This window comes from Kocuria sp. KKT182 (assembly GCF_055635395.1).
The window spans coordinates 1,621,287-1,642,359 of sequence record NZ_CM145757.1; the positions used below are offsets into that span (position 1 = coordinate 1,621,287).

The window sequence follows — 21,073 nt, forward strand, 5'->3', positions numbered from 1 at the left end:
GGTCAGACCATGGCCTTCCGGTGGAGGCCTCGCTTCGAGGCAGGACGGGCGGGGGTGAAGGAGTCCACGAGCGCCTGCAATTGCCGGGCGGCCTTGTCCTTCGGCGCGTGCAGGATTAGCGGCTCGCCGCGGTTGGTGGCGTACACGGCCATTCGGGAGCGGGGAACCACGTGGTCGACCGTCGTCCGAATGGTCGCCTCGATGTCCTGCACGGACAAGCCCGTGTTGCGGTCGGCAGCGTTGAGTACCACGGAGGCGCTCTCGGGCAGCAGAGACAGCTCGCCGAGGAGGTCCATCTGCTTGCGGAGCCCACGCACCCCGGGGACGTCCATGCCGGTGACGAACACGACGTCGGTGGCGGCCTCGAGGGCGGCGAGTGCGTGCTCGCCGAGTCCGGGTGCGGTGTCGACGACGACGTACCGGAACTGGCCCGCCAGCTGGTCGAGCAGGTGGGTGATCTGCGCCGCGCCCACCAGTTCCCCCTCGGCCGGATTGGCCGGGGTACACAGAGCGTAGACGGACGCAGGGTGGACGGTGAGGAAGGTCTTGAGCACCAGGGAGTCGTCGACGGAGGGGCCGGTGACGGCATCGGTCAGCGAGTGCTCGGGAGCCAGGCGCAAGGCGGCGGCGACGTCCCCGAACTGGACGTCCAGGTCCACGATCACCGTGTTCATCGGCGCAGTCCGGCCGAGGCCCACGGCCAGATTGGCCGCGACGGTGGTCTTGCCGACCCCGCCCTTGGGCGACGTGACGACGATGACCCGGGTGTCGTCGTGGGCGAGAGCAGCACCGGATTCACCGGCGGACCATCCCTGGAGCGAGACCCGTCGGCGCGACTCCGCTGCGTCCAGGACCCGCGACATCGTGCTGAGAATTCCGTCGGCGTCGGCGTCCACGTCGAGCACGTCGCGGAAGCCGGCCCGCATGGCCGCCATGGCCAGAGACATGTCGGCGGGGGCGACGAGCACGAGGGAGACTTCGGGTCGCTGGATGTCGAACAGGCCACCGAGCCGCAGAGCGTCGTGGAAGTCCAGGCCGGGTCCGAGGACCACGACCGTGGGGAGTTCGCCCACCGAACGGCCCAGCAGCTCGTCCGGCGTGGCCGGCAGCGCGGCGCTGAAGACGGTCTGCATCTCGCCGGGCAGACGCCCGTCGATGCCCTTGCGGAACTGGACGTCGTAGGACGGGTCCTTGGTGACCAGCAGGATGCGGCTCACTCGAAATCACTCCTCGTGGCGCCGTTGGCGTTCTGCTCGGCGTCCTCGGGCTCCAGGGACAGCCAGATCCGGCCGAACTCGGAGGCGTAGACGATCTTCTCGGCCGTGTCGGCGTTGACCGCGAAGGTGACGAGCAGGGAGCTCTCAGGAACGGCCGGGGCCCCTGCCTCGGGTGCCGCCTCGCCCTCGGCGGGTTCGGTCGTACTGGGTGCCCCCTGCACGGAGGTGACGAGGATCTTGTCCAGGTCCTTGGCCGTCTTGGACTCCCGGCCCTCCTCGCCCTCGAAGGAGACGAAGACGCCCACCGTGTCCCCCGCCGTGAGCTGACCGCCGAGCACGCGAGGCGCCTCGAGCTGGATCGTGACCTCCTGCAGCCCCTTGGGCACCGGTACCGTCCCGGGCGCTTCGAGCGCCTGGGGGTCAACCAGGCGGGAGTCGAGCAGCTGCTCCCCCGGTTGCAGGTCGACCCCGGCGACCTTTCCGCTCTGCGCGTCCAGGGAGGAGAGCGCACCGGCGGGCACGACGGCGGCGGGCACCGTGTGCAGGGTCAAGGACTCCCCGAACTCCTCCACCGGTGTGCCCTTCAGGATCGGCGCGGTGATCAAATAGACCTCCCGCGGTTCCTGCTGGTCCAGAGCGCGGGCGTCTGCGGTTCCGACATAGGTGCTGACGATGACGAGTCCGGCGATGGCGAGGACCGCCATCACGAAGCCGGCGAGAATGCGAGTTTTCACAGTCGTACTTCCATGTGCTCAGGAGGAGGGACAGTAGCGGGGTGTCGGAGCAAGACGGAGGTCACTCGCGCAGCTCCACGACCGTGGTGCCATAGGAGGTCGGAGGACCCATCACGAAGTCGGCGTCCAGGGTCACGAAGCGCACGAACTTCCCGTAGATGCCGTCGCAGTTGGTGCCACAGGCGCCGGTGACCAGTCCGGGGTTCCAGGCGACGTTGCCGGTGAAGGTATAGCCGTGGACCTCGAACGCGGCCCATGCCGCGATGCGGTACTTTCCGTTGTTGCCGGTGCCGCTCACTTGGTCGTACACGGGGAGGAGAACCGTCTTGTTCCTGAGCGCTGCCTCTGTGGCAGTGGTCGAGCATCCCGACGGAATGCTCGCGCCGGTGGAACTCTTGACCGTGTCGCCGACGGCGACGAACACCCCGCATGTCGTCGAAGAGTTCTCGCCGATCCAGCCGAAACCGCCCGGCAGATCCTCCACATGGCCGGTACTGCCGCCCGTCTTGGGGCACTTGGTCGGGCCCTTGCCTCCAAGGACGAGGACTTGTGGAACGCCGGTGAGGCTGAACTCGCAAGCGGCAAAGGCAATCGGAAACATGGCCGGCCCCGCCTTCGGCGCCCCCCAGAACGCGGTGGCGGTCGCCCCCACCGTGGTCTTGTCGATCCCGAGCACGGGGGCGAAGGACAGTGCCAGCGAGCCGGCGCCGCTCTTGCCGTCCACCGTGCTGGTCTGCACCCGCACCTTCTGTACGGTCTTGTCGAGCTCGAGGACTGCGGCCTTCGATCGAGCATCACGAGCATTTGAGTCCGCCAGCTGCTGAGCTCGCGGCAGGATCGCAGCGGCGTCCACGCAATCGGTGTTCTTCGCGCAATCCTGGGCAATGCCCAGGGCAGCGGCATCGGCCCCGTTCTGCAACTGGGCACGTTCTTCATAGAGCATGCCGACGTCGATCGCGAGGGCCGCGAAGCCGAGGAGCACCACCAAACACAGGGCGGTGACGACGGCCACCGCACCGCGTTCGCCGTTCTCCCGATGCTCCATGCGAGCGTGAGACAGGTGGTCGGTCAGCCGCCGCATTGCATGGCCGCCTTTCCGGTCAGTGTCATGTCTTTCCCGATACCGGTGACGGTCTTCAAGGGGTAGGAAACGGTAACGGCGAGCGTGGTGCCGACGGCACACTTCGCAGGAACGGCGGAGAAGGTCATGTCCGTACCCTTCAAGGACGGAGCGGCGTTCCGGCCGGCGGATGCGGCGGCGGTCCACACCGCAGCGGAGGCCGTCCCGTTGTCGTGGATCACCATGTGGCGAGCAGTCTCACGAGCCGCATGGGTGAGGCTGATCTGGGTGTTGTACGCCCGACCGAACTCGATGATGCCCAGCAGCAGAAGCAAGAGCACCGGAACCACCAGCGCGAACTCCACGGCGGCTGTGCCACGCTCTGATCGACATAGGCTCATGGTGGTGTCCTTACTAGGTGGAACAGTGGACCGCGCACCGGCTAATGAGCCGATTCGGAACAAGAAGCGCCGCGATGCCCCGGGTGGGACACCGCGGCGTTCTTGCGTGACGTCTGTCAGAGGCCGGTGGGAATGCGGCCGGTGATGTTGTCAAAAAGCGTGTCCAGCTGCGTTCCGAGCAAACCGACGGCAACAATGATCGCCACGGCGATCAGGCCGACGATCAGGCCGTACTCGACAGCGGTCGCGCCCTTCTCGTTCTTCCTAAGACGGTCGGCGGCGTCGAAGAACACGTTCTGGATGGTGATGAGCAGAGGCAGCATGGCAGGATCCTTTGATGAAAGGGGGGTGATAGGAAAGGGTCGTCAGCTCTGTCGGTATATGCCTCGCGGCTTCTCCCCGTACCGGGCTACTGACCTGTAACGAGAATAGACTTTGCTCCAGCAAAGGCACAAGCATTCAGATGCATGCACTTTGGGGGACGTCAAAAACGGACGTAATGCCTAGTGGTGGTCTGCATCGATCTGCATCTACTGCCGCCGCAGCGCTCTTGTCCCCCGAACGGCGTCAGTAGAGCCCCGGCAGCAGGTACTCCCGCGCCAGCAGCTCGCCCCAGACGACGGCCGCCAGCGCACCGGCGAGCATCGACGGACCGAACGGGACGTCGCTGCGCAGGCCGCCGCGACGGGATGCCAGCACGGCGAGTCCCACCACCATGCCGACCATCGACGCCAGCACCGCCCCGACAAAGAGGGCTCCCCACCCCTGGAAGCCGAGGAACAGGCCCAGCACGGCGGCGAGCTTCACGTCGCCCATACCGAGTCCGGCCGGCGAGATGAGCGCCAAGACGAGGTAGAGAACGAAGAGCGCGAGGGCGCCCAGTACGGCGCGCAGCAGCGCGCCCCAGGCGCTCTCCCCTGTGGCGGCTAGCGACAGCAACACGAAGCCGATGCCCAGCGCCGGCAGGACCACAGCGTTGGGCAGGAGGTGGTGGCTCAGGTCGATCACGGTCAGGACCACCGCGACCGCCGCGAAGAACGAGTACGCCGGAAGCTGCCAGCTGAGCCCGAAGTACGAAGCGACGAGAACGAAGAGCGCCGCCGTGGCGACCACCAGCAGTGGACGGGAGGGCGCAGAGGCGGGCTCGTCCGTGACGGGGCTGTAGCGGAGGACCACTCGGGGCAGGAACCACCCCACGACAGCGCCGATAAGACCGGCGGTGAGCACCAACCAGAGGGGTGCTGATCCGAGCATGGGCTCCACGAGGGCGCTCCTCCGGTCCGTGGGCGCTTCGGCTGACGCCCGGGTGTGTGACTGTCCCCCATTCAGAGGTCATGTACGGGACCGAGACTAACCGAGCAGTCGACGCTCCCGGTGTTGAAGCACGTCAATCGGCCATTGCGGAGTTCACGGCTCTCAGTTCGAAAAACATCGACCGGAATTCTTGAGAAATAACAGCGCCCAGAAGCACCGGTTTGATCTCTCTTGTGGTGACGGGGCAAAACTCGGTCCAGAGTGATGAGCGAATCGGCCGGTGGGCTTCTGAGATCAGTTGACGAGCCAGGACAGCACGGGCGAGATGAGGACGCACCCGAGTGCCATGAGCACGATGACCGCTGCCAGCACGACCTGTTCCCGGCGTGCCGCGGGGGCCCCGGCGAGCTCCAGCGGCGGGCGGGGGCCGAACTCCCAGTCGAGGGCTTCCTGTTCCCAACGGGTGCCGGCCACCTCGTCGGCACCGCGCAACAGGCGCAGACGCTCGGAGGTGTCCTCGTTGTCACCGTGATGGCGTGCGCCGAGCGGGGGCAGTGCCCAGGTGTGCCGCAAGCCCTGCAGGAGTGAGAGCACCGCCTCCAGCGGTTTGTTCTCGAGGTAGCTGCGCTGCGTCCAGGCCACCTTCGCCCGCTCGAGCGGGAGGCCGAGCACGACGTCGGCCCCTTCTCTGCGGACCTCGAAGGCCACCCGGTGCGCTCGCCGGCGGGGTGTCCCGGGTGGGTCCTCGGGGACAGTGATCCGCGGGACGTGCAACCAGTGGAACGCCGCGACCACAGAAGGCCGCGCGCCACGGCCCAGGAACAGCACGCCGTTGCGCTCGACCACCACGGTGACGAGCCGGGGAAGGCCGGCGTGCCGGGCACCGGCGAAGAGGTCCGGGCGCAGTGCGTGCAGAGCGTCCAGGAACTGCGCGTCGCGCCGACCCTGCAGCACCGTGTACATACTGAGCCCCTCGGCCGCCCGAAAGAAGACCTGCGCCCGGGAGCCGAGGAGAGCGGCCAGTGCGGCGCCGGCGATGGCCCCCATCAGACCTGCGAGCACGATGAGCCTGCCCGAGAGCTCCAGTGAGGCCGCCCGCGCCGACCACCAGAAGATGCCGAGCGCGGCGATCGCCAGCACCGGCGCCAGCTGAGCCCGGTGTTCGTGCACCCACCAGGACCGGTCCTTGCGGGACAGGTGGTGCTGCTCGGCCTCGCCGGCAGTCCGAGGCCGGCCCGGGCGCCGGGAGACGCTGAAGGACTGTCGCACGTCATCCTCCCGTCCGGCGGTGTCCGGGGGCTGACGGCGGACGGCGTCCCCGGCGGGTCCCCAGGAGGAGTACGGACCGCTCAGCTCGGGCAGTCGGTCCCGGAGCTTCGAGTGCTCGGTGCGCAGCCGGTCGCCGTCGAGATCCGTGGGCGAGATGCCGTAGCCGTCCAGCCGCCCGCGCGCCGCCATGGTCACCAGCTTGTCGGGATCCGGTGGGGACCGCAGGAGGTGCTTGGCGAAGGCAGCGGTCATGAAGTGGCAGGCGTCGAGGGCGTCCGCGTAGGCGTCCATGCCGGAGTAGCCCATGGATGCGGTGATGTGGGCGGAGGTCTTGCTGAGCTGCACGGTTGCGAAGGACGCGGCGACGTCGAGCAGCAGGAACACGGCCGCCGCTCCGTACTCGGGGAAGCCCGTCTCCGCGAGACTGTCGCGCGGGGACAGGCCCAGAGCGCCCTGGACCCCGCGCACGGAACGGTCGAACATCGTGCTGCCGTGGGCTGTCCGGATTTCCCGGAACACCAGGGTGTCCAGCAGGCGGGCCCGGATCTGCGGGACCGGTGTGCTCGGGTGGTATCGGGAGGCGGGGAAGGCGGCGGCGTAGCGCGTGCCCAGGAACGCTGTGAGACCCCCGTGGGTTCCCACGGCCGGGCTGATGATCATGCTGTCCGGGCGGGCCAGCTCCCGTTCGATCTCCCGCAGCATCCGGAGGTCGAGCTCCCCGAGGAAGGCCAGGGCATGCTCCAGCTCCTGAGCCCCCTCTGCTCCGTCCCGCGTCTGGGTGCGGGCCATGGCGCGCAACCGCTCCACTGCTGCGGTGCGCTCTGCCCGCTCGTCGCCGTCCATGTACGTCCTTGCCCCTCGGTGCACCGGGCTGAACACCGGGCAGCAATGTGTTCCCAAAGGCAAACTACACCGGGCGGGCGACTTCCGACGCTCAGCAGGAGGTGAGCACGGACAGTGCGGCCTGCAGGCCGTGCACCTTCCGCACGTCGAGGCCCACCCGCTCGGAGGCGGCACGGCACCGCAAGGCGTCGCCGATCGCCGCGGTGAGCCGCTCGGCCGTCAGCTTCTTCTGCGGGATCGGCGCGGCCGCCAGCCCGAGCCCGTGGAGCTGCCGGCCCCAGAACGGCTGGTCGGCCAGGAACGGCACCACCACGTGCGGGACGCCGGCGCGGGCCACGGTGTGGACGGTCCCGGCCCCGCCGTGGTGGACGGCCAGTGCCGCGCCGGGCAGCACGCGTCGAGGGGCAGAGACGGGACGGCGAGCACGTCGTCGTCCCGGAGATCGCCCCGGAGATCGTCCGGCAGCGCGAGACTGCCCCACCCGGTGAGCAGCAGCGTCCGCAGACCGTGGGCGCGGGCGCTCTCCACCACCACCCTCCCCCGGGCCAGCGGGTCTCCCGACGCCATGGAGCCGAAGGTCGCCACGAGGCAGGGCCCGCCCCGGAGGAACGCGCGCACGGCGGGAGCGGGCTCCGGCGCCGGGGCGTCGGCGTGCCAGGACCCGGTGAGGTGCACGGAGGCCGGCCAGTCGTCCGGGCGCGGCAGGAGCTGCGGGCTGATGGGCAGCAGGGTGGCCGCCGGGGCGGGAACGGCGGCCGGCCGGCCGCCGGGCAACGGGGCGCAGGCCCTCTCGATGTCCCGGCGGAACATCCGCTCGGCGCCGCGGGCCACCGCGTAGGTGGCGCGGTTGAACCGGCCGAGGTCCCGGTTCACCACGCCGGGCGCCGGGAACTGCCGGGTGGGCGTGAGCACGGGGACCGCCTCGACCACGACGTGCGGGACGCCGAGGGCCTGCGCCACCGCCGGCGCCGTGAGCACCTTGGCGTGGTGGACCACCACATCGGGCTCGAAGGCGAGAGTCTCCCGCACGGCGGCGGCCAGCATCCGGCGCATGCCGGGGCCCACCTCGGTGCGGAAGTGCCGCACGGCCGTCCACGGCGAGATCCCGTGCTCGGCGACCAGCCGGTGGAAGTCCACCTCCAGGCTCATGGTGTCCAGCCCGGACAGGTCCACACCGGAGGAGTCGGGGAGGCCCAGGCGGACCTCGTGGCCGTGGCCGGCGGCGAAACGGGCGAGGGCGGCGAACGGCTCCACGTCGCCACAGGTGCCCGCGGTCAGCAGCATCATCCTCATGGACCCAGTGTGCTCCTGCCGCGCCCTAGCCGCAGGCGGGTCAGGAACCGGGACAGGTCAGGAACCGGGAGCGGTGCAGCTCTCCTCCGGGCCCCAGCGCAGCCAGTCGGGCAGATCCGCGGTGAAGGCGTTCCGGACGGCGGCGCTGTTGGTGGTCGTCCAGTCCACGGGCCCGTCGATCTCGACCTCGTGCTTGTCCCACTCGAACCAGCTGATCATCTTCAGCTGCGGGAAGTCCCGGGGAATCGACTCGTCGAAGACCTGCCCCCACCACGCCTGCTTGATCGCCAGCTCGTCGGCACCGCCCACCGCCGGGTTGTACAGGGCGGCCGTCTCCGGGATGCCCACCGGCTTGCCGCGCCGCTCCCCGTACTCGGCGTAGAAGTCGGGGACGGCGCGGTCGTCGCCGCCGGCTCCGGAGTATGCGCCGGTGAGCTGGGCGGCGAACTTGCCGGGCTCGGGCAGCTCGTTCTCGCCCCAGGGGTGCCGGTCGCCCCAGTGGTACAGGGACATGCCCACCCAGTCCACGGCGTCGTCGCCCGGGTAGTAGGGGGCGTACGGATCGTCGGCCATGGTCAGTGCGCCGTCCCCGTCGGTGTCGAGGGCCGCGAAGTCGGCGCTGCCGGGCTCGGCCTCGTGCTGCCCGCCGGCGAACGGGTAGCCGCCCCCGTAGTTCGGGGCCCACATCATCGCCGAGCCGGGGGCGCGCTCGTGCACCGCGTCCGCCACGCGACGAAAGGCCTCCACGTAGGCGGTCGGCTGGTGGCCCCAGGCGTACCAGGAACCGTTCATCTCGTGGGCGAAGCGCACGACCACCGGCACCCCGGAGTCGTTGATCGCCGCGAGGTCGGCGGTCAGCTGCCGCACGGCGTCGTCGGTGACCTCGGCGAGCCCGCCCTCGGGCTCGAGGGTGAGCAGCAGCATCCGGCCGTCGGCCCGGACCTGGTCGGCCGCCATCCGGAGGTAGTCGTGACCGCGCTCGTCGTAGGGGAACCCCGTGAAGGACACCGACACGGCGGGCCGGTGGCCGAGCCGGTCGGCGTAGTCGGCCAGCGGCTTGTCCTCCCAGTCGAGGTTCACGCCGTACAGCGCGCCGCTCTCGGGGACCAGCTCGGACCGGTCCAGGACGGTGCACACCGGCAGCGGCGCGGCCTGGACCTCCTCGTCGGGCTGGGAGGCGATCTGGGCGGCGAGGGTGCTGCCGCCCAGGGCGAGGGCGGCGACGAACACGACGGCGACGAGCGAGGATTCCTTCACCCGGTCAGCCTAGGAAGTACTCGATAGAAAATCATGGACATGGACGTCCGGCGGGCGGTTCGTGACGAACGACGACGACGCCCCGCTCCCCGCGCCGGCCGGTCGGCCGGGCCGGCTCACGCCCCGGCGGCGGAGTCCGGGCGGTCGTCCGTGTCCGGATCGGAGGCCTGCCGCCGGCGGTAGGCGGTCATGTTGGTGCGGTTGGCGCAGCGCTGGCTGCAGAAGCGCTTGGACCGGTTGCGGGAGAGGTCCAGTAGCACCCCGCCGCAGTCCTCGGCCCCGCACTCCCGCAGCCGGTCCGTCTCGTCGGCGCGGATCACGTCCACGAGGGCGAACGCCGTCTCCAGGCGCAGCCGGGCGGCGAGGGGTGCGTCGGAGGGCGAGGCGTGCAGGTGCCAGTCCTTCCCGTCGTGCCGGGCCAGGTGCGGGGCGAGCTCGGTGGTGTCGAGCACGGCGTTGACCGCCTCCACCATGGCGTCCCGGTTCAGGGCCCAGACCCGCCGGAGCTCGTCGCGGACCTCGCGCACCTCGGCCAGCTCGTGCTCGTCGCGGTCGAAGCGCCCCGACCAGCCGTGCTCCTGGAGGAGGTCCCGCAGCTGCGCGGTGGTCACCAGCTTGTCCTCCCCCGAGCGGGTGGCGCTCGGCGCGGTGTTCATCAGCGCCACGTCGGACTCGAGCACGTCTTCAGTGTCATAGGCAAAATGCACTTGACTACTTATCCCTTCCACGGCTAGCGTGAGTGTCATCAACAGTTTAGACCCTTACGCGACGATGGTCGCGAGAAGGAGCCCCTCATGGTCGGCGGACTCTACCTCCTGGCGCTGCTCTTCGTGTTCGCCACCGTGGGCCGGCAGTCCGTCCCGCGGCGCGAGCGCACGGCCCTGCGCAGCTGGACGCTGCGGGACGTGTACTACAACGTGCGGCGCGGCGTGAGCGTGCTCGGCGAGCACGGCCCGTGGCACCCGGGCCTGGACGACGCGGAGCAGTCGACGGCGCAGCGCTCGCACTGAGCGACGCGGGGCCGGCCGGGCTACTCGCCCCGGGCCGGCCACGGTCCCAGCCGGAGGAACAGTTCTCGGTCGGGGCACGCTGTGTCGTCCAGGGCGCACCCGCCCCGGTCAGAGCGCGACCTTCTCGAACAGGGCCGCCGTGCCGATGCCGCCGGCGGAGCTGATCATCGCCAGCACCAGACTCCCGGTGGGCAGTGTCCGTGACCGGGACAGCAGGCGCACCACGGACACCGCCCCGGAGGCGCCGTAGGCGTGGCCCAGGGCCAGGGCGCCGCCCTCGGCGTTGAGCACCTCCTCGTCGAGGCCGATCAGATCGACGCAGGCCAGCACCTGTCCGGCGAAGGCCTCGTTGAACTCGGCCGCCGCCAGCTCCGCCACCGCCACGCCCTGCTCCGCCAGCAGCTGCCGGGCGGCCACCGCGGCGCCGATGCCCAGCCGCGACGGGTCCACCCCGATCGTGACCGCACCGAGGAAAGCGAGCCCTTCCCGCCGGCCCAGAGCCCGGGCCGTGGCCGGATCGGTGACGAGCACGGCGGCCGCCCCGTCCGCGTCCCCGCAGGAGTTCCCGGCCGTGACCGTCCCGCCGGCGGCGAACACCGCCGGGAAGCGTGCCAGCAGCTTCGCGTTCAGCGCCCGGCGCGGGCCCTTGTCGGCCCGCACGTCACCGCGGGGACCGTCCACCGGCACCAGCTCGTCCTCGAACGCTCCCGCCTCCGCGGCGGCCAGCGCCCGCCGGTGGCTGCGCAGGGCGTAGCCGTCCTGGCGTTCCCGGTCGATCCCGTGCTCGCGGGCGACCGTCTCGGCGGCCTCGCCCATGTCGGGATCGCCCAGGTGCTCCGGGGCGAACCGGGCGCGGCGGTAGTACTCGACTCCCCCGTCCTCGCGTCGTCGTCCGCGCAGCGGTGCGGTGCTGATGCTCTCCGCCCCGCCGGCGAGGAAGGCCCGGCCGGCTCCGGCCTGGGCGAGCCGGCAGGCCAGCACCACGGCGTCCAGGCCCGAGCCGCACTGCCGGTCCACGGTCAGGCCCGGCACGGAGAGCGGCAGGCCGGCCTCGAGGGCGGCGAGCCGGGCGAGATTGCCGCCGGCCCCCACGGCGTTGCCCACGACCACGTCGGCGAGCCGGGCGGGGTCCAGGCCCGAGTCCGCCAGCAGGGCGCGGAGCACGGGGGCCAGCAGCCGGTGGACGGGCACGCCGTCGAGCAGGGTCCCGGCGCGCGCCAGGGGCGTGCGCCGCCCCAGCACCAGCACGGGGGCGTCAGCCGAGCGGTCGGGCACGGTCGTCTCCTTCGAGGATCCAGTCGCGGAACACCGCGCGGCTGAGCTTGCCGTTCGCGGTCACCGGCAGCTCGCCGAGCTCCCAGTACTGCTGCGGGCGCTTGGCCGGGGCCAGCCGCCCGTCCAGTCCGGCCCGGATCCGCCCCCGGTCCGTCCCGGCGGTGGCCGGGAGGATCCCGGCCACGATCCGCTGTCCGCGGGTGGCGTCGGGAAGGCCGGCGACGACGACGTCGGCCACTCCGGGCACCAGGGCCAGCGCCGCCTCGACCTCGTGCGGATAGACGTTGTACCCGCCGGTGTTGATCATCTCCGCCGCCCGTCCCAGCACGTGCAGCTGCCCGTTGCGGAGGAAGCCCTGGTCCCGCACCGTGTGCAGGCCGCCGAGCCGGCCGAAGGCCTCGCCGTCGTCGCCCCAGAGGCAGCCGTCGCAGACCAGGTCCGAGCGGACCCCGATCGTGCCCGTCACGCCCTCCGGCACGGGGTTCCCGACGTGGTCCAGGACGGCCACCTCCACGCCGGGGAACGGATAGCCCACCGCGGTGCCGGAGTCCTCCGCAGTCGTCGCGGCGGGCTCGCCCGGGCGGTGGCAGCGGGCGGCGACGAAGCCGAGCTCGGCCGCACCGTAGTACTCCCAGATCGCGGCGTGCGGGGCCCAGCGGCGGGCCGCCTCGAACGTGGTGGCGTCCAGCTTCTGCCCGGCGCACACGATCGCCGTGACGCCGCTCGCGTCGACGCCGGCGGCCAGGCCGCGCTCGGCGAGGACGCGCAGCACGGTGGGCACGAGCACCAGGCGGGTCACGCCGTGGCCGGTGATCGCGGCGTGGGCGGCGGCGACGTCGAATTCCGGCAGGGTCACGAAGCCGGCCCCGGCGTAGAGGCACTCGGAGAGGGCGTAGAGGTTCATGCTGGACGCCAGGGGGCCGGGGGCCAGCACGCGGTCCCCGGGTCCCAGACCGAAGTGCGCGGCGGAGGCATCGAACGAGCGCCGCCAGGAGGCGCGGCTGCGCCGGAAGCCCTTGGGCAGGGCCGTGGTGCCCGAGGTCAGGCCGATCAGGAACGCCGAGGCGGGGTCGCCGTCGCGCAGTTCCGCCGGGGCGGGCTGGTCGGGGAGGCGCGCCGCGCAGCGCTCCCGTACCTGCTCGGTCGTCTCGTCCGGCCAGGCCGGGTCCAGGACGGCGCACACGCGCTCCTCGGCCACCCCGGCGGCCCACCGGACGGCGAAGTCCGTGCCGTTGGCCTGCCGCAGCATCCCCGTGGGCTCGCCCGAGGCGGCCAGGACCGCGGCCCCGGCCCGCAGATCGCCCCAGCTCAGAGCCTCGTTTCCGCAGGCGACGGCGAGCTCCTGCGGGCGCTCCTCGGCCCAGCGGGTCACGCGGTCCAGAAAAGGCATGTCCTCGTCCTCCGTGGTGGTCTCACGCCGCGGGGGCTCCGCTGAGCAGTGAGCAGGGTGTCACGGCCGCCGGCGGGCGGCGCTCCCCCGTGGTCAGCGGGCGGTGGGCGTCCCGCCCAGGAGCCGGCGGTAGCTGCGGTGGACGTTGATCGCGGCCAGGGTTGCCACGACCGCCTTGAGCAGGTCCCCGGGGATGAACACCAGCGCGCCCAGGGCGGAGGTGGACAGCGGCAGCCCGGTGACCACGGCCGTCCACGGGATGCCGAAGGCGTAGATCACCGCGATGCCGCCCACGACCACGCTCAGCAGCACCGCGGCGAAGCGGGCGGCCCGGCCGGTGCGCCGGATCGCCCAGTACTGCACCAGCGCCCCGATGACCAGGGCCGCGGGGATCCAGCCGATCAGGTAGCCGCCGGTCGGGCCGAGGAACACCCCGAGCCCGCCCCGGCCTCCGGCCAGCAGCGGCAATCCGGCCAGCACCAGGGCGTGCAGGACGACGACGGAGAGCATGCCGCGCACCGGCCCGAGCAGGGCGCCGGCGAGCATCACCCCGAGGGTTTGCAGCGTGATGGGCACCGGGATGATGCCGACCGTGATCGGGGGCACCAGCCCCAGGGCGGCGATGAGGGCGGCGAACACGGCCACCAGGACGGTGTTCTGGGTGGTCTGGGAGCTGTCGGCGGTCCGGGAGGTCATGGTGGTCATGGGGTCCTTCGATCGGGGACGAGCGGATGGGCTCGAGCGGGCGGGGCGGAACGGAGGGGTCTGGAACGGTCGGGATGGAACAGGACGGTCGGAGCGGCCGGGCTGGGGCGAACCGGACTGCATCGGTCGGGACGGGACGGAGCGGGACGGTCGGGTGGGACGGTCGGGTGGGCCCGGGGTCAGTCGGTGGTGGTCCGGGGCGCGGCCCGTGGTGGGGCCGCGGAGTCGTAGCAGCGGGCGTCGAGGGCGGAGGCGATCTCCTGGGCCGACTCCAGGGTCCGCACCAGCAGGGGCACCAGCACGGCCACGGGGCTGTTGTGCAGTCCGCGGGCGAACTGGGCCTCGCGGACCTCGAGGTACTGGGTGCGGATCTGCGGGATGAACCGGATCGTCATCGACAGGGCCAGGCTCATCTGGGCCGGGTTCGCCCCCAGGTGCCGGGTCGGGGCCAGCAGCCGCTCGAACAGGGCCAGCATCTGGGCGAACGTGGTGGACAGGCTCACCGCCCAGGCGAGCAGGCACAGGCTCAGCAGCCGCAGCGCCGAGACCGCCGCCGCCTCCCAGGTCGTGGTGAACCCCAGCGTGAGGAAGACGATGCCCACGATGAGCACCAGCCCGGCCAGCAGCCGGACCAGGCGGGCGAACGGGGTGCGGGTCGCCCCGGCGGCGGCCACGGCCAGGACGAGGACGGCGAGCTGGACGCCCAGGTGCGTCACGGCGTAGATGCCGAGACTGGCCGCGAACAGGAACGCGAACTTGTGACCGGCCGGGATCCGGGCCAGCACACCACGGGGCCCGGCCCGGTGGAACCCACCGGCGACGTGGGCCCGTGAACCGTGGGCCGGGGAACCGTGGGGGCGGGCGGGACCGCTGCGGGCGTCCTGCTGCCGGGCCGCGCCCATCAGTCGCTGATCCCGCCGTAGAACTCCACCGCCGGTCCGGGGGCGCCGTCGAAGGCGATCCGGCCCTCGTGCACCACCAGCACCCGGTCGTAGCCGCCGATCAGCTCCAGGTCGTGGGTCACCACGACCGCCCGCTGGTCGAGGCCGTCGATGGTGGCCTGCAGCCGGCGGCGGTTGCGCCGGTCGAGCATGGTGGTCGGCTCGTCGAAGACGATCGTGGCCGGCTCCATCACCAGCACCGAGGCCAGGGCCACCAGCTGCTTCTCCCCGCCGGACAGGGCGTAGGACTCCCGCTCGGCCAGGTGGGGAATGCCCAGCCGCTCCAGCACCCCGTCCACCCGGTCGGTGAGATCGGCCCCGCGCAGGCCCAGGTTCTTCGCCCCGAAGGCGAGGTCCTCGGCCACCAGCGGCATCACGATCTGGTTCTCCGGGTTCTGGAACACGAAGCCCACCTGCCGCCGGATCCGCTTGGCGTCGGTCGTGGTGGACAGCCCACCGACCTGCACGGTGCCACGGGAGGGCAGCAGCAGCCCGTTGAGCAGGCGCACCAGCGTGGACTTGCCCGAGCCGTTGAGCCCGATCACCGCGATGCGGTGCTCGTCCAGGGACAGGTCGACGTCGCGCAGGACGTCCACGCCCTCCCGGGTGACCGTGACCCCGGTCAGCCGGATCTGCGAGGACCGGGTTCCCGACGGCCCCGGCGGGACAGAAGTCTCCGCCCGGCGGGACCGGTCCCGCAGCGGATGCTTGATCGACACCGTGGAAGCCGTCCTCTCCTCGTCGTGCTCAGCGGCGGGCGGCCGCTGCCGCCGCCCTGGGACGCCTGGGTCCCGGGGCGTCTCAGTCCCGGGGTGCCGGCTCGAAGTACAGATCGGCGTGCAGGGCGCAGCCCGGGTTGAACCGTGCCGCGCACCGCGGACAGCCGTCCACCGCCAGGTACTCCCGCACGGAGAGCTCGTGGCGGCAGACCCCGCAGAGCACGGCCTCGGCGTCCTGCTCCTCGACCGGCCACTGCGCCGCCGGGTGGCCGGCGGTCTCCTCGTGGCACAGATGACAAGGGTAGTACTCCTGGCAGCACCAGAACTTGATCGCGATCACGTCCAGCGGCGTGCGGTAGTGCACGCACCGCGTCTGCTCGTCGACAGGACGTCCCAGAACCCGTCTCACCGCTGCCTCTCCCGTGCCGCGGCCGGTCCGGGTCCTCCCGCGGGAGAGCCCGGACCGGCCGCTCGTGACGTCCGACGACGTCCACTGTACGGAGCCGCAGCCGCTCGGTGGAGGACCCTCGTGCGGTGCGGGCGGGAGCTCAGCCGAGCAGGATCACGTCCAGCGTCCGGGGCCCGTGCACGCCCTCCACGCGCTCGAGCTCGATGTCCGAGGTCGCGGACGGCCCGGAGATCATGGTGACCGGGGCCGTGGGCTCCACCAGGGCGAGGGCCTCGGGGATCAGCTCGACCACCGAGTCCAGGGGCACCACGCAGATGTGGTGGTCGGGGACCAGGCTGATCGCCCGGCGGCCCTCGTCGGGACGGCCGGTGAGGAAGATGGTGCCGGTCTCGGCGCAGGAGACGGTCGAGGACGTCACCACGGCGTCCACGGCGTTGAGCTCCCGCACCCCGAGCGCGGAGGCCGCCCGGGCGTCGTTGGGATCCACGATGACCCGGCGCATGCCGGACTCCTCGGGCAGCCAGGCGCGGTCCAGGCCCTCGGGCACCACGTAGCGGGCGGAGGCGCCCAGCAGCTCGGCGATCCGTCCCGGCAGGGTGGCGGGGGTCTCGTGGTGCACGGAGGCCTTGTAGTCGACCAGCCGGTCCTCGAGCATCTCGACGACCTCGTCGCGCGGCCGGTCCGAGGCGCGGCGGTAGGTGCGCTCCGCCGCTGCGGGCGCGGGCGTGTCGTGCAGCGCCCCGCGGATCCGGTGGAGGATCTCGGTCCTGGCGTCGGTCATCGCTCTCCCCCGTCGTGCTGGGTCTCGTCCGCGGGCCCGTCCTGCGGGGCGCCGGCGGCGCCCGCTGTGGCAGCGGCACCCGTGGTGCCGGCAGCGCCGGTTGTCGCGGCAGCGCCGTCGGTGACGGGTCCGCCGTCGGCGGTCACCCGCTGCTGCGTCTCGTCGGCGTGCTTGGCCCACCAGTTGCGGAAGGACTCCTTCGGCGGGGCGGGGATGTCCCGCTCGTCGGTCCAGCCGCCGGCCGTGCCGGGCAGCCAGCTGATCGCCCGGTCCTTGCCCGCCACGGCCCGGCCCAGCGGGAGGACCTTCTCGGCGAGCGCCATGCGCTTGCCGGAGGACATCACGAAGGACGCCCCCTTCATCATGAGGTCCATCTCGGACGGGGCCTGCGGCAGGCGCCGGGTCCGGGCCGGTGCCGCGGCGGCGCCGTCGTCGGAGCGTTCGCCGTGCTGGGTGCGCACGTCCTCGTCGCGCAGGTGCACGAGGATCTCGGGGATGTTGATCTTCACCGGGCACACGTCGTAGCAGGCCCCGCACAGTGAGGAGGCGTAGGGCAGGGAGGCGTTCTGCTCGGAGGTGATGCCGGTCAGCTGCGGGGAGAGGATCGCCCCGATGGGCCCCGGGTAGGTGGAGCCGTAGGCGTGACCGCCGGCCTGCTCGTAGACCGGGCAGACGTTCAGGCACGCCGAGCAGCGGATGCAGTGCAGCGCCGAGCGCCCGGAGGGGTCGTCGAGCACCGCGGTGCGGCCGTTGTCCAGGAGCACCACGTGCACGTTCTGCGGGCCGTCCCCCGGTGTCACGCCGGTCCACATCGAGGTGTAGGGGTTCATCCGCTCCCCGGTGGAGGAGCGCGGGAGCAGCTGCAGGAACACCTCGAGGTCCTGGAAGGTGGGCACGATCTTCTCGATGCCCATCACGGTGATCAGGGTCTCGGGCAGGGTCAGGCACATGCGGCCGTTGCCCTCGGACTCCACCACGGTCAGCGTCCCGGTCTCGGCCACGCCGAAGTTCGCCCCGGAGACCGCCACGGAGGTGGAGAGGAACTTCTCCCGCAGGTGGGTGCGGGCGGCCTCGGCGAGGTCCCGGGGCTCGGACGTGAGCGTCTCGTCGGTCTCGGCCATCTCGGCCAGGAAGATGTCGCGGATCTCGTGCCGGTTCTTGTGGATCGCCGGGACCAGGATGTGGGACGGCTTGTCGTGGCCCAATTGGACGATCAGCTCGGCCAGGTCCGTCTCCGTGGCGGTGATCCCGTGCTCCTCGAGGTGGGCCTCGAGGCCGATCTCCTGGGTGGCCATGGACTTGATCTTGATGACGTCGGTGGACCCGGTGGCCTGCACGAGCTCGGTGACGATCCGGTTGGCCTCCTCGGCGTCGCGTGCCCAGTGCACGGTGCCGCCGCGGGCCGTGAGGTTGCGCTCGAACTCTTCGAGCAGGTGCGGCAGGTTCGCCATGACCTGCTCCTTGATCGCGGAGCCGGCGGAGCGCAGCTCCTCCCAGTCGGGCAGCTCGCCCGTCACCGCGGCGCGCTTGCCGCGGATGGTGTGGGTGGCGTGGCGGATGTTGGCGCGCATCTGCGTGTTGCCCATCTCGGCCTTCGCCGCGGCGGGGAACGCGGTCTGCGCGTGCAGGTTCCCCTGGCCGTGGACGGGGCGGACGGCGGGCATGCCCAGGGCCGTGCGGCTCATCGAGCTCCTCCGGTCGTGCGGGGGGCCGAGGACGACGCCGTGCGGCGCGCCCCGGGCCCCGGGATGGACAGCTCGACCGGCCCGGAGACCTCGAGCGGGTTCTCGCGGGTGGACGCGAGGATCTCGGCGAAGTGGACGGTGCCCGCACCCGTTCCCCGGCGGGCCATGGCCCCGCCCAGGTGCATCAGGCAGGAGGCGTCTCCCCCGGTGCACAGCTCGGCGCCGGTGGAGACGATGTTGTCGATCTTCTCCTCGGCCATCGCGGCGGAGACGTCCGGGTTCTTGAACGAGAAGGTCCCGCCGAAGCCGCAGCACTCCTCGGCGTCGGGCAGCTCGACGAAGTCGATGTCCCCGACCGAGGCGACCAGGTCCTTCTGCCGGTCCCCCAGGCGCAGCAGCCGCATCCCGTGGCAGGACGGGTGGTAGGTCACCCGGTGGGGGAACCAGGAGCCGAGCTGCGCGGCCGCGTCGTGGACGCCGAGCACGTCGGTCAGCAGCTGCGAGAGCTCGTAGGTGGTGGCGGCCACGGCCGCGGCCTCCTGGGCGAGGGCCTCGTCCCCGCCGGCGCGGGCGATCATCGGCTGCTGGTGGCCCAGGGAGGCGACACAGGAGCCCGACGGCGCCACGGCCACGTCGTAGTCCACGGCGGAGAAGGCCTGCACGTGGTTGCGGACCACGGGCAGGGCGTCGTCGAAGTAGCCGCTGTTGACGTGCATCTGGGAGCAGCAGCCCTGACCGGGCGGGAACACCACCTCGTGGCCGAGCCGCTCGAGCACCCGCACGGTGGCCAGCGCGACCCGCGGATACATCGCGTCCACGATGCACGTGGCGAACAGGGCGATTCTCATGCGACCTCCGGAGTCGGGAGCGGGAAGACGGGACGACGACGCCGGGCCGCCTGTGGTCTGACCATGCTAGACCGGTGAACCCCGTCACACAATCGACCGGCGCAACGATCGCGCCACCTCGGGAGAGCGGTTGGCCGTGTGACGTGGCTCATGTACTCTTCGTGGTCAGACCATTGTGGTCCGACCATAGCCGTGACGCGTTCCCCGTCGGCCACGCACCGTTCCGTCCGTCCCCGTCCCTGGGAGTCCGAGTGACCACCTTTACCGCGATGACCGATGCCGTCGGCGGGAGCGTCGCGCTCTCCGCCCTCGTCGGCACCATCCCTCTGCTCACGTTCTTCGTCATGCTGCTGGGCGTCAAGGCCCGCGCCCACGTCTCGGGCGCCACCGCGCTGCTGGCGGCGATCGTCGTCGCCGTCCTGGCCTTCGGCATGCCGCTCTCCCTCACACTGCTCTCCGCCACCCAGGGCGCGGTCTACGGCCTGTTCCCCATCGTGTGGATCGTGGTCATGGCGCTGTGGTTCTACCAGGTGACCGTCCTCAGCGGCCGCTTCGAGGACCTGCGGACCATCTTCGACACCATCGGCGGCGGGGACCTGCGCATCCAGGCCGTGCTCATCGCGTTCTGCTTCGGCGGCCTGCTCGAGGCCCTCGCCGGCTTCGGCGCGCCCGTCGCGATCACCGCGACCATGATCCTGGCGCTGGGGCTCAAGCCCCTGAAGACGGCCACCGTGGTGCTCATCGCCAACACCGCGCCCGTGGCGTTCGGCGCGATCGCCATCCCGATCACCACCGCCGGCGTGCTGACCGGCCTGGATCCCGCGCGGATCGGCGCGGTCGTCGGCCACCAGGCGCCGTTCTTCGCGGTCATGGTGCCGTTCATCCTGCTGTTCATCATCGACGGCGTGCGCGGGCTCAAGGAGGCGTGGCTGGCCGCGCTGGTCATCGGCGTCTCCTTCGCGGTCGCCCAGTGGTGGTGCGCCACGTACTTCTCCTACGAGCTCACCGACGTGGTTGCCTCCCTCACCGGCCTGGCCGCCGCGGTGATCCTCCTGCGCTTCTGGCGCCCCAAGGGCGCCGACGCCGTCCGCACCCGCCTCGGCGTGGAGAAGCCTCCCGCACCCGAGGGGCTGACCCCGGCACGCGTGTGGATGGCCGTGCTGCCCTACGTCCTGGTGGTCGCGGTCTTCGGTCTGGCCAAGCTGTGGACCCTCGGCGTGAGCATCCCGGGGGCCCTGGCCGCCACCGACATTTCCATCCCCTGGCCGGGCCTGCACGGACACCTCCTCAACGCAGCCGGCGAGCCCGTCACGAGCACCATCTACAAGTTCCAGTGGCTCTCCAGCCCGGGCACGCTGCTGCTGATCACAGGCCTGCTCGTCGCCGTCATCTACTCGGTGTTCCACGGCAACGGCCGCTTCCGGCTCTCGGTGGGCAACGCCGTGGCGGAGATCGGGCGCTCGTTCTGGAAGATGCGCTTCTCCGCCCTGACCATCATGAGCGTGCTCTCCCTGGCCTACGTCATGAACACGTCCGGCCAGACCATCTCGATCGGCACCTGGGTGGCCGGTCTGGGCGCGGCCTTCGCGTTCCTCTCCCCCGTGCTCGGCTGGCTGGGCACCGCGGTCACCGGCTCCGACACCTCCGCCAACGCGCTGTTCTCCAACCTCCAGAAGACCGCCGCCGAGGGCACCGGCCTCGATCCGCACCTCATGACGGCGGCGAACACCTCCGGCGGCGTGGTGGGCAAGATGATCTCGCCGCAGTCCCTGGCCATCGCCGCGACCGCGGTGGGCATGGAGGGCAAGGAGTCCGCCATCTTCCGCTCGGTCATCTGGTGGTCCCTCGGCCTGCTCCTGCTGCTGTGCACCCTGGTGTTCCTGCAGTCCAACGTGCTGGCCTGGATGCTCCCGACCTCCTGAGCACAACGCCCCGGGGCCCCGCTGGACCGATCGGTCCGGCGGGGCCCCGCCGCCTCCCTA

At 71.6% G+C, this 21,073-nt stretch carries 22 protein-coding genes; 2 read left to right on the forward strand and 20 right to left on the reverse strand.

Annotated elements, in window-relative coordinates:
• Window positions 1-2 precede the first annotated feature (2 nt).
• From ACZ2G1_RS07435 to ACZ2G1_RS07485, 11 genes are all read right to left on the reverse strand, one after another.
• On the reverse strand, window positions 3-1,217 hold the full coding sequence (locus ACZ2G1_RS07435) for an AAA family ATPase (RefSeq protein WP_470377638.1): 1,215 nt from the start codon (window positions 1,215-1,217) through the stop codon (window positions 3-5).
• Complete coding sequence (gene cpaB / locus ACZ2G1_RS07440) at window positions 1,214-1,951, reverse strand: Flp pilus assembly protein CpaB (protein ID WP_109221931.1); 738 nt, start codon at window positions 1,949-1,951, stop codon at window positions 1,214-1,216. The genes ACZ2G1_RS07435 and cpaB overlap by 4 nt, the downstream gene beginning before the upstream one ends.
• A gap of 61 nt (window positions 1,952-2,012) precedes the next feature.
• Window positions 2,013-3,032: a pilus assembly protein TadG-related protein gene (locus tag ACZ2G1_RS07445; protein WP_470377639.1), complete on the reverse strand. Its 1,020-nt coding sequence runs from the start codon at window positions 3,030-3,032 to the stop codon at window positions 2,013-2,015.
• A complete protein-coding gene (locus tag ACZ2G1_RS07450; protein WP_470377640.1) occupies window positions 3,020-3,376 on the reverse strand; it encodes a TadE family protein in 357 nt (118 codons plus the stop codon). Before ACZ2G1_RS07450 ends, ACZ2G1_RS07445 begins: the two co-directional genes overlap by 13 nt.
• A gap of 152 nt (window positions 3,377-3,528) precedes the next feature.
• Window positions 3,529-3,735 carry a Flp family type IVb pilin gene (locus ACZ2G1_RS07455; protein WP_470377641.1) on the reverse strand — a complete coding sequence of 69 codons (207 nt, stop codon included), beginning with the start codon at window positions 3,733-3,735 and terminating at the stop codon, window positions 3,529-3,531.
• A 244-nt stretch (window positions 3,736-3,979) separates the two neighbouring features.
• Complete coding sequence (locus ACZ2G1_RS07460) at window positions 3,980-4,666, reverse strand: prepilin peptidase (RefSeq protein ID WP_470377642.1); 687 nt, start codon at window positions 4,664-4,666, stop codon at window positions 3,980-3,982.
• A gap of 294 nt (window positions 4,667-4,960) precedes the next feature.
• Entirely contained in the window at window positions 4,961-6,778 is a 1,818-nt protein-coding gene (locus ACZ2G1_RS07465; protein WP_470377643.1) for a hypothetical protein, read from the reverse strand.
• A gap of 91 nt (window positions 6,779-6,869) precedes the next feature.
• On the reverse strand, window positions 6,870-7,115 hold the full coding sequence (locus ACZ2G1_RS07470; RefSeq protein WP_426118993.1) for a hypothetical protein: 246 nt from the start codon (window positions 7,113-7,115) through the stop codon (window positions 6,870-6,872).
• A complete protein-coding gene (locus tag ACZ2G1_RS07475; RefSeq protein ID WP_426118995.1) occupies window positions 6,998-8,071 on the reverse strand; it encodes a glycosyltransferase family protein in 1,074 nt (357 codons plus the stop codon). The genes ACZ2G1_RS07470 and ACZ2G1_RS07475 overlap by 118 nt, the downstream gene beginning before the upstream one ends.
• Before the next feature lie 57 nt (window positions 8,072-8,128).
• Window positions 8,129-9,328, reverse strand: a complete 1,200-nt coding sequence (locus ACZ2G1_RS07480; protein WP_426118997.1) for a glycoside hydrolase family 26 protein — start codon at window positions 9,326-9,328, stop codon at window positions 8,129-8,131.
• 116 nt (window positions 9,329-9,444) lie between these two features.
• Window positions 9,445-10,008: a CGNR zinc finger domain-containing protein gene (locus ACZ2G1_RS07485; RefSeq protein WP_426118999.1), complete on the reverse strand. Its 564-nt coding sequence runs from the start codon at window positions 10,006-10,008 to the stop codon at window positions 9,445-9,447.
• 114 nt (window positions 10,009-10,122) lie between these two features.
• On the opposite strand from ACZ2G1_RS07485, the gene ACZ2G1_RS07490 reads away from it, so the two are divergent.
• On the forward strand, window positions 10,123-10,338 hold the full coding sequence (locus ACZ2G1_RS07490) for a hypothetical protein (RefSeq protein ID WP_426119001.1): 216 nt from the start codon (window positions 10,123-10,125) through the stop codon (window positions 10,336-10,338).
• Window positions 10,339-10,446: 108 nt separating this feature from the next.
• Here ACZ2G1_RS07490 and ACZ2G1_RS07495 read toward each other — a convergent pair whose 3' ends face one another.
• The 9 genes from ACZ2G1_RS07495 to ACZ2G1_RS07535 all read right to left on the reverse strand — a co-directional run bounded on the left by ACZ2G1_RS07495 (window position 10,447) and on the right by ACZ2G1_RS07535 (window position 19,091).
• Window positions 10,447-11,613 (reverse strand): thiolase family protein, encoded by a 1,167-nt coding sequence (locus ACZ2G1_RS07495; protein ID WP_426119003.1) that lies wholly within the window; start codon window positions 11,611-11,613, stop codon window positions 10,447-10,449.
• Window positions 11,594-13,003: a class I adenylate-forming enzyme family protein gene (locus tag ACZ2G1_RS07500; RefSeq protein WP_470377644.1), complete on the reverse strand. Its 1,410-nt coding sequence runs from the start codon at window positions 13,001-13,003 to the stop codon at window positions 11,594-11,596. The genes ACZ2G1_RS07495 and ACZ2G1_RS07500 overlap by 20 nt, the downstream gene beginning before the upstream one ends.
• Before the next feature lie 93 nt (window positions 13,004-13,096).
• Window positions 13,097-13,708, reverse strand: coding sequence for a biotin transporter BioY (locus ACZ2G1_RS07505; RefSeq protein WP_426119007.1), 612 nt, complete (start codon window positions 13,706-13,708; stop codon window positions 13,097-13,099).
• Window positions 13,709-13,887: 179 nt separating this feature from the next.
• Entirely contained in the window at window positions 13,888-14,610 is a 723-nt protein-coding gene (locus tag ACZ2G1_RS07510; RefSeq protein ID WP_470377645.1) for an energy-coupling factor transporter transmembrane component T family protein, read from the reverse strand.
• A complete protein-coding gene (locus ACZ2G1_RS07515) occupies window positions 14,610-15,368 on the reverse strand; it encodes an energy-coupling factor ABC transporter ATP-binding protein (RefSeq protein WP_470377646.1) in 759 nt (252 codons plus the stop codon). Before ACZ2G1_RS07515 ends, ACZ2G1_RS07510 begins: the two co-directional genes overlap by 1 nt.
• An 82-nt stretch (window positions 15,369-15,450) precedes the next feature.
• Complete coding sequence (locus ACZ2G1_RS07520) at window positions 15,451-15,732, reverse strand: CHY zinc finger protein (protein WP_470377647.1); 282 nt, start codon at window positions 15,730-15,732, stop codon at window positions 15,451-15,453.
• A 184-nt stretch (window positions 15,733-15,916) separates the two neighbouring features.
• A complete protein-coding gene (locus tag ACZ2G1_RS07525) occupies window positions 15,917-16,558 on the reverse strand; it encodes a LutC/YkgG family protein (protein WP_109221922.1) in 642 nt (213 codons plus the stop codon).
• Window positions 16,555-18,243, reverse strand: a complete 1,689-nt coding sequence (locus ACZ2G1_RS07530; protein WP_470377648.1) for a LutB/LldF family L-lactate oxidation iron-sulfur protein — start codon at window positions 18,241-18,243, stop codon at window positions 16,555-16,557. Before ACZ2G1_RS07530 ends, ACZ2G1_RS07525 begins: the two co-directional genes overlap by 4 nt.
• Window positions 18,240-19,091, reverse strand: a complete 852-nt coding sequence (locus ACZ2G1_RS07535; protein WP_126346972.1) for a (Fe-S)-binding protein — start codon at window positions 19,089-19,091, stop codon at window positions 18,240-18,242. Before ACZ2G1_RS07535 ends, ACZ2G1_RS07530 begins: the two co-directional genes overlap by 4 nt.
• 251 nt (window positions 19,092-19,342) lie before the next feature.
• Between ACZ2G1_RS07535 and ACZ2G1_RS07540 the strand changes: the two genes are divergently transcribed.
• Window positions 19,343-21,013 (forward strand): L-lactate permease, encoded by a 1,671-nt coding sequence (locus ACZ2G1_RS07540; RefSeq protein ID WP_031282543.1) that lies wholly within the window; start codon window positions 19,343-19,345, stop codon window positions 21,011-21,013.
• Window positions 21,014-21,073: the final 60 nt, after the last annotated feature.

What these genes read in the sequence shown, in the direction of transcription:
- ACZ2G1_RS07445 (WP_470377639.1), bottom strand. Translation starts at nt 3,032, where the DNA reads ATGCGGCGGCTGACCGACCACCTGTCTCACGCTCGCATGGAGCATCGG.
- ACZ2G1_RS07455 (WP_470377641.1), bottom strand. Translation starts at nt 3,735, where the DNA reads ATGCTGCCTCTGCTCATCACCATCCAGAACGTGTTCTTCGACGCCGCC.
- ACZ2G1_RS07460 (WP_470377642.1), bottom strand. Translation starts at nt 4,666, where the DNA reads ATGCTCGGATCAGCACCCCTCTGGTTGGTGCTCACCGCCGGTCTTATC.
- ACZ2G1_RS07465 (WP_470377643.1), bottom strand. Translation starts at nt 6,778, where the DNA reads ATGGACGGCGACGAGCGGGCAGAGCGCACCGCAGCAGTGGAGCGGTTG.
- ACZ2G1_RS07475 (WP_426118995.1), bottom strand. Translation starts at nt 8,071, where the DNA reads ATGAGGATGATGCTGCTGACCGCGGGCACCTGTGGCGACGTGGAGCCG.
- ACZ2G1_RS07490 (WP_426119001.1), top strand. Translation starts at nt 10,123, where the DNA reads ATGGTCGGCGGACTCTACCTCCTGGCGCTGCTCTTCGTGTTCGCCACC.
- ACZ2G1_RS07500 (WP_470377644.1), bottom strand. Translation starts at nt 13,003, where the DNA reads ATGCCTTTTCTGGACCGCGTGACCCGCTGGGCCGAGGAGCGCCCGCAG.
- ACZ2G1_RS07505 (WP_426119007.1), bottom strand. Translation starts at nt 13,708, where the DNA reads ATGACCACCATGACCTCCCGGACCGCCGACAGCTCCCAGACCACCCAG.
- ACZ2G1_RS07510 (WP_470377645.1), bottom strand. Translation starts at nt 14,610, where the DNA reads ATGGGCGCGGCCCGGCAGCAGGACGCCCGCAGCGGTCCCGCCCGCCCC.
- ACZ2G1_RS07525 (WP_109221922.1), bottom strand. Translation starts at nt 16,558, where the DNA reads ATGACCGACGCCAGGACCGAGATCCTCCACCGGATCCGCGGGGCGCTG.
- ACZ2G1_RS07530 (WP_470377648.1), bottom strand. Translation starts at nt 18,243, where the DNA reads ATGAGCCGCACGGCCCTGGGCATGCCCGCCGTCCGCCCCGTCCACGGC.
- ACZ2G1_RS07535 (WP_126346972.1), bottom strand. Translation starts at nt 19,091, where the DNA reads ATGAGAATCGCCCTGTTCGCCACGTGCATCGTGGACGCGATGTATCCG.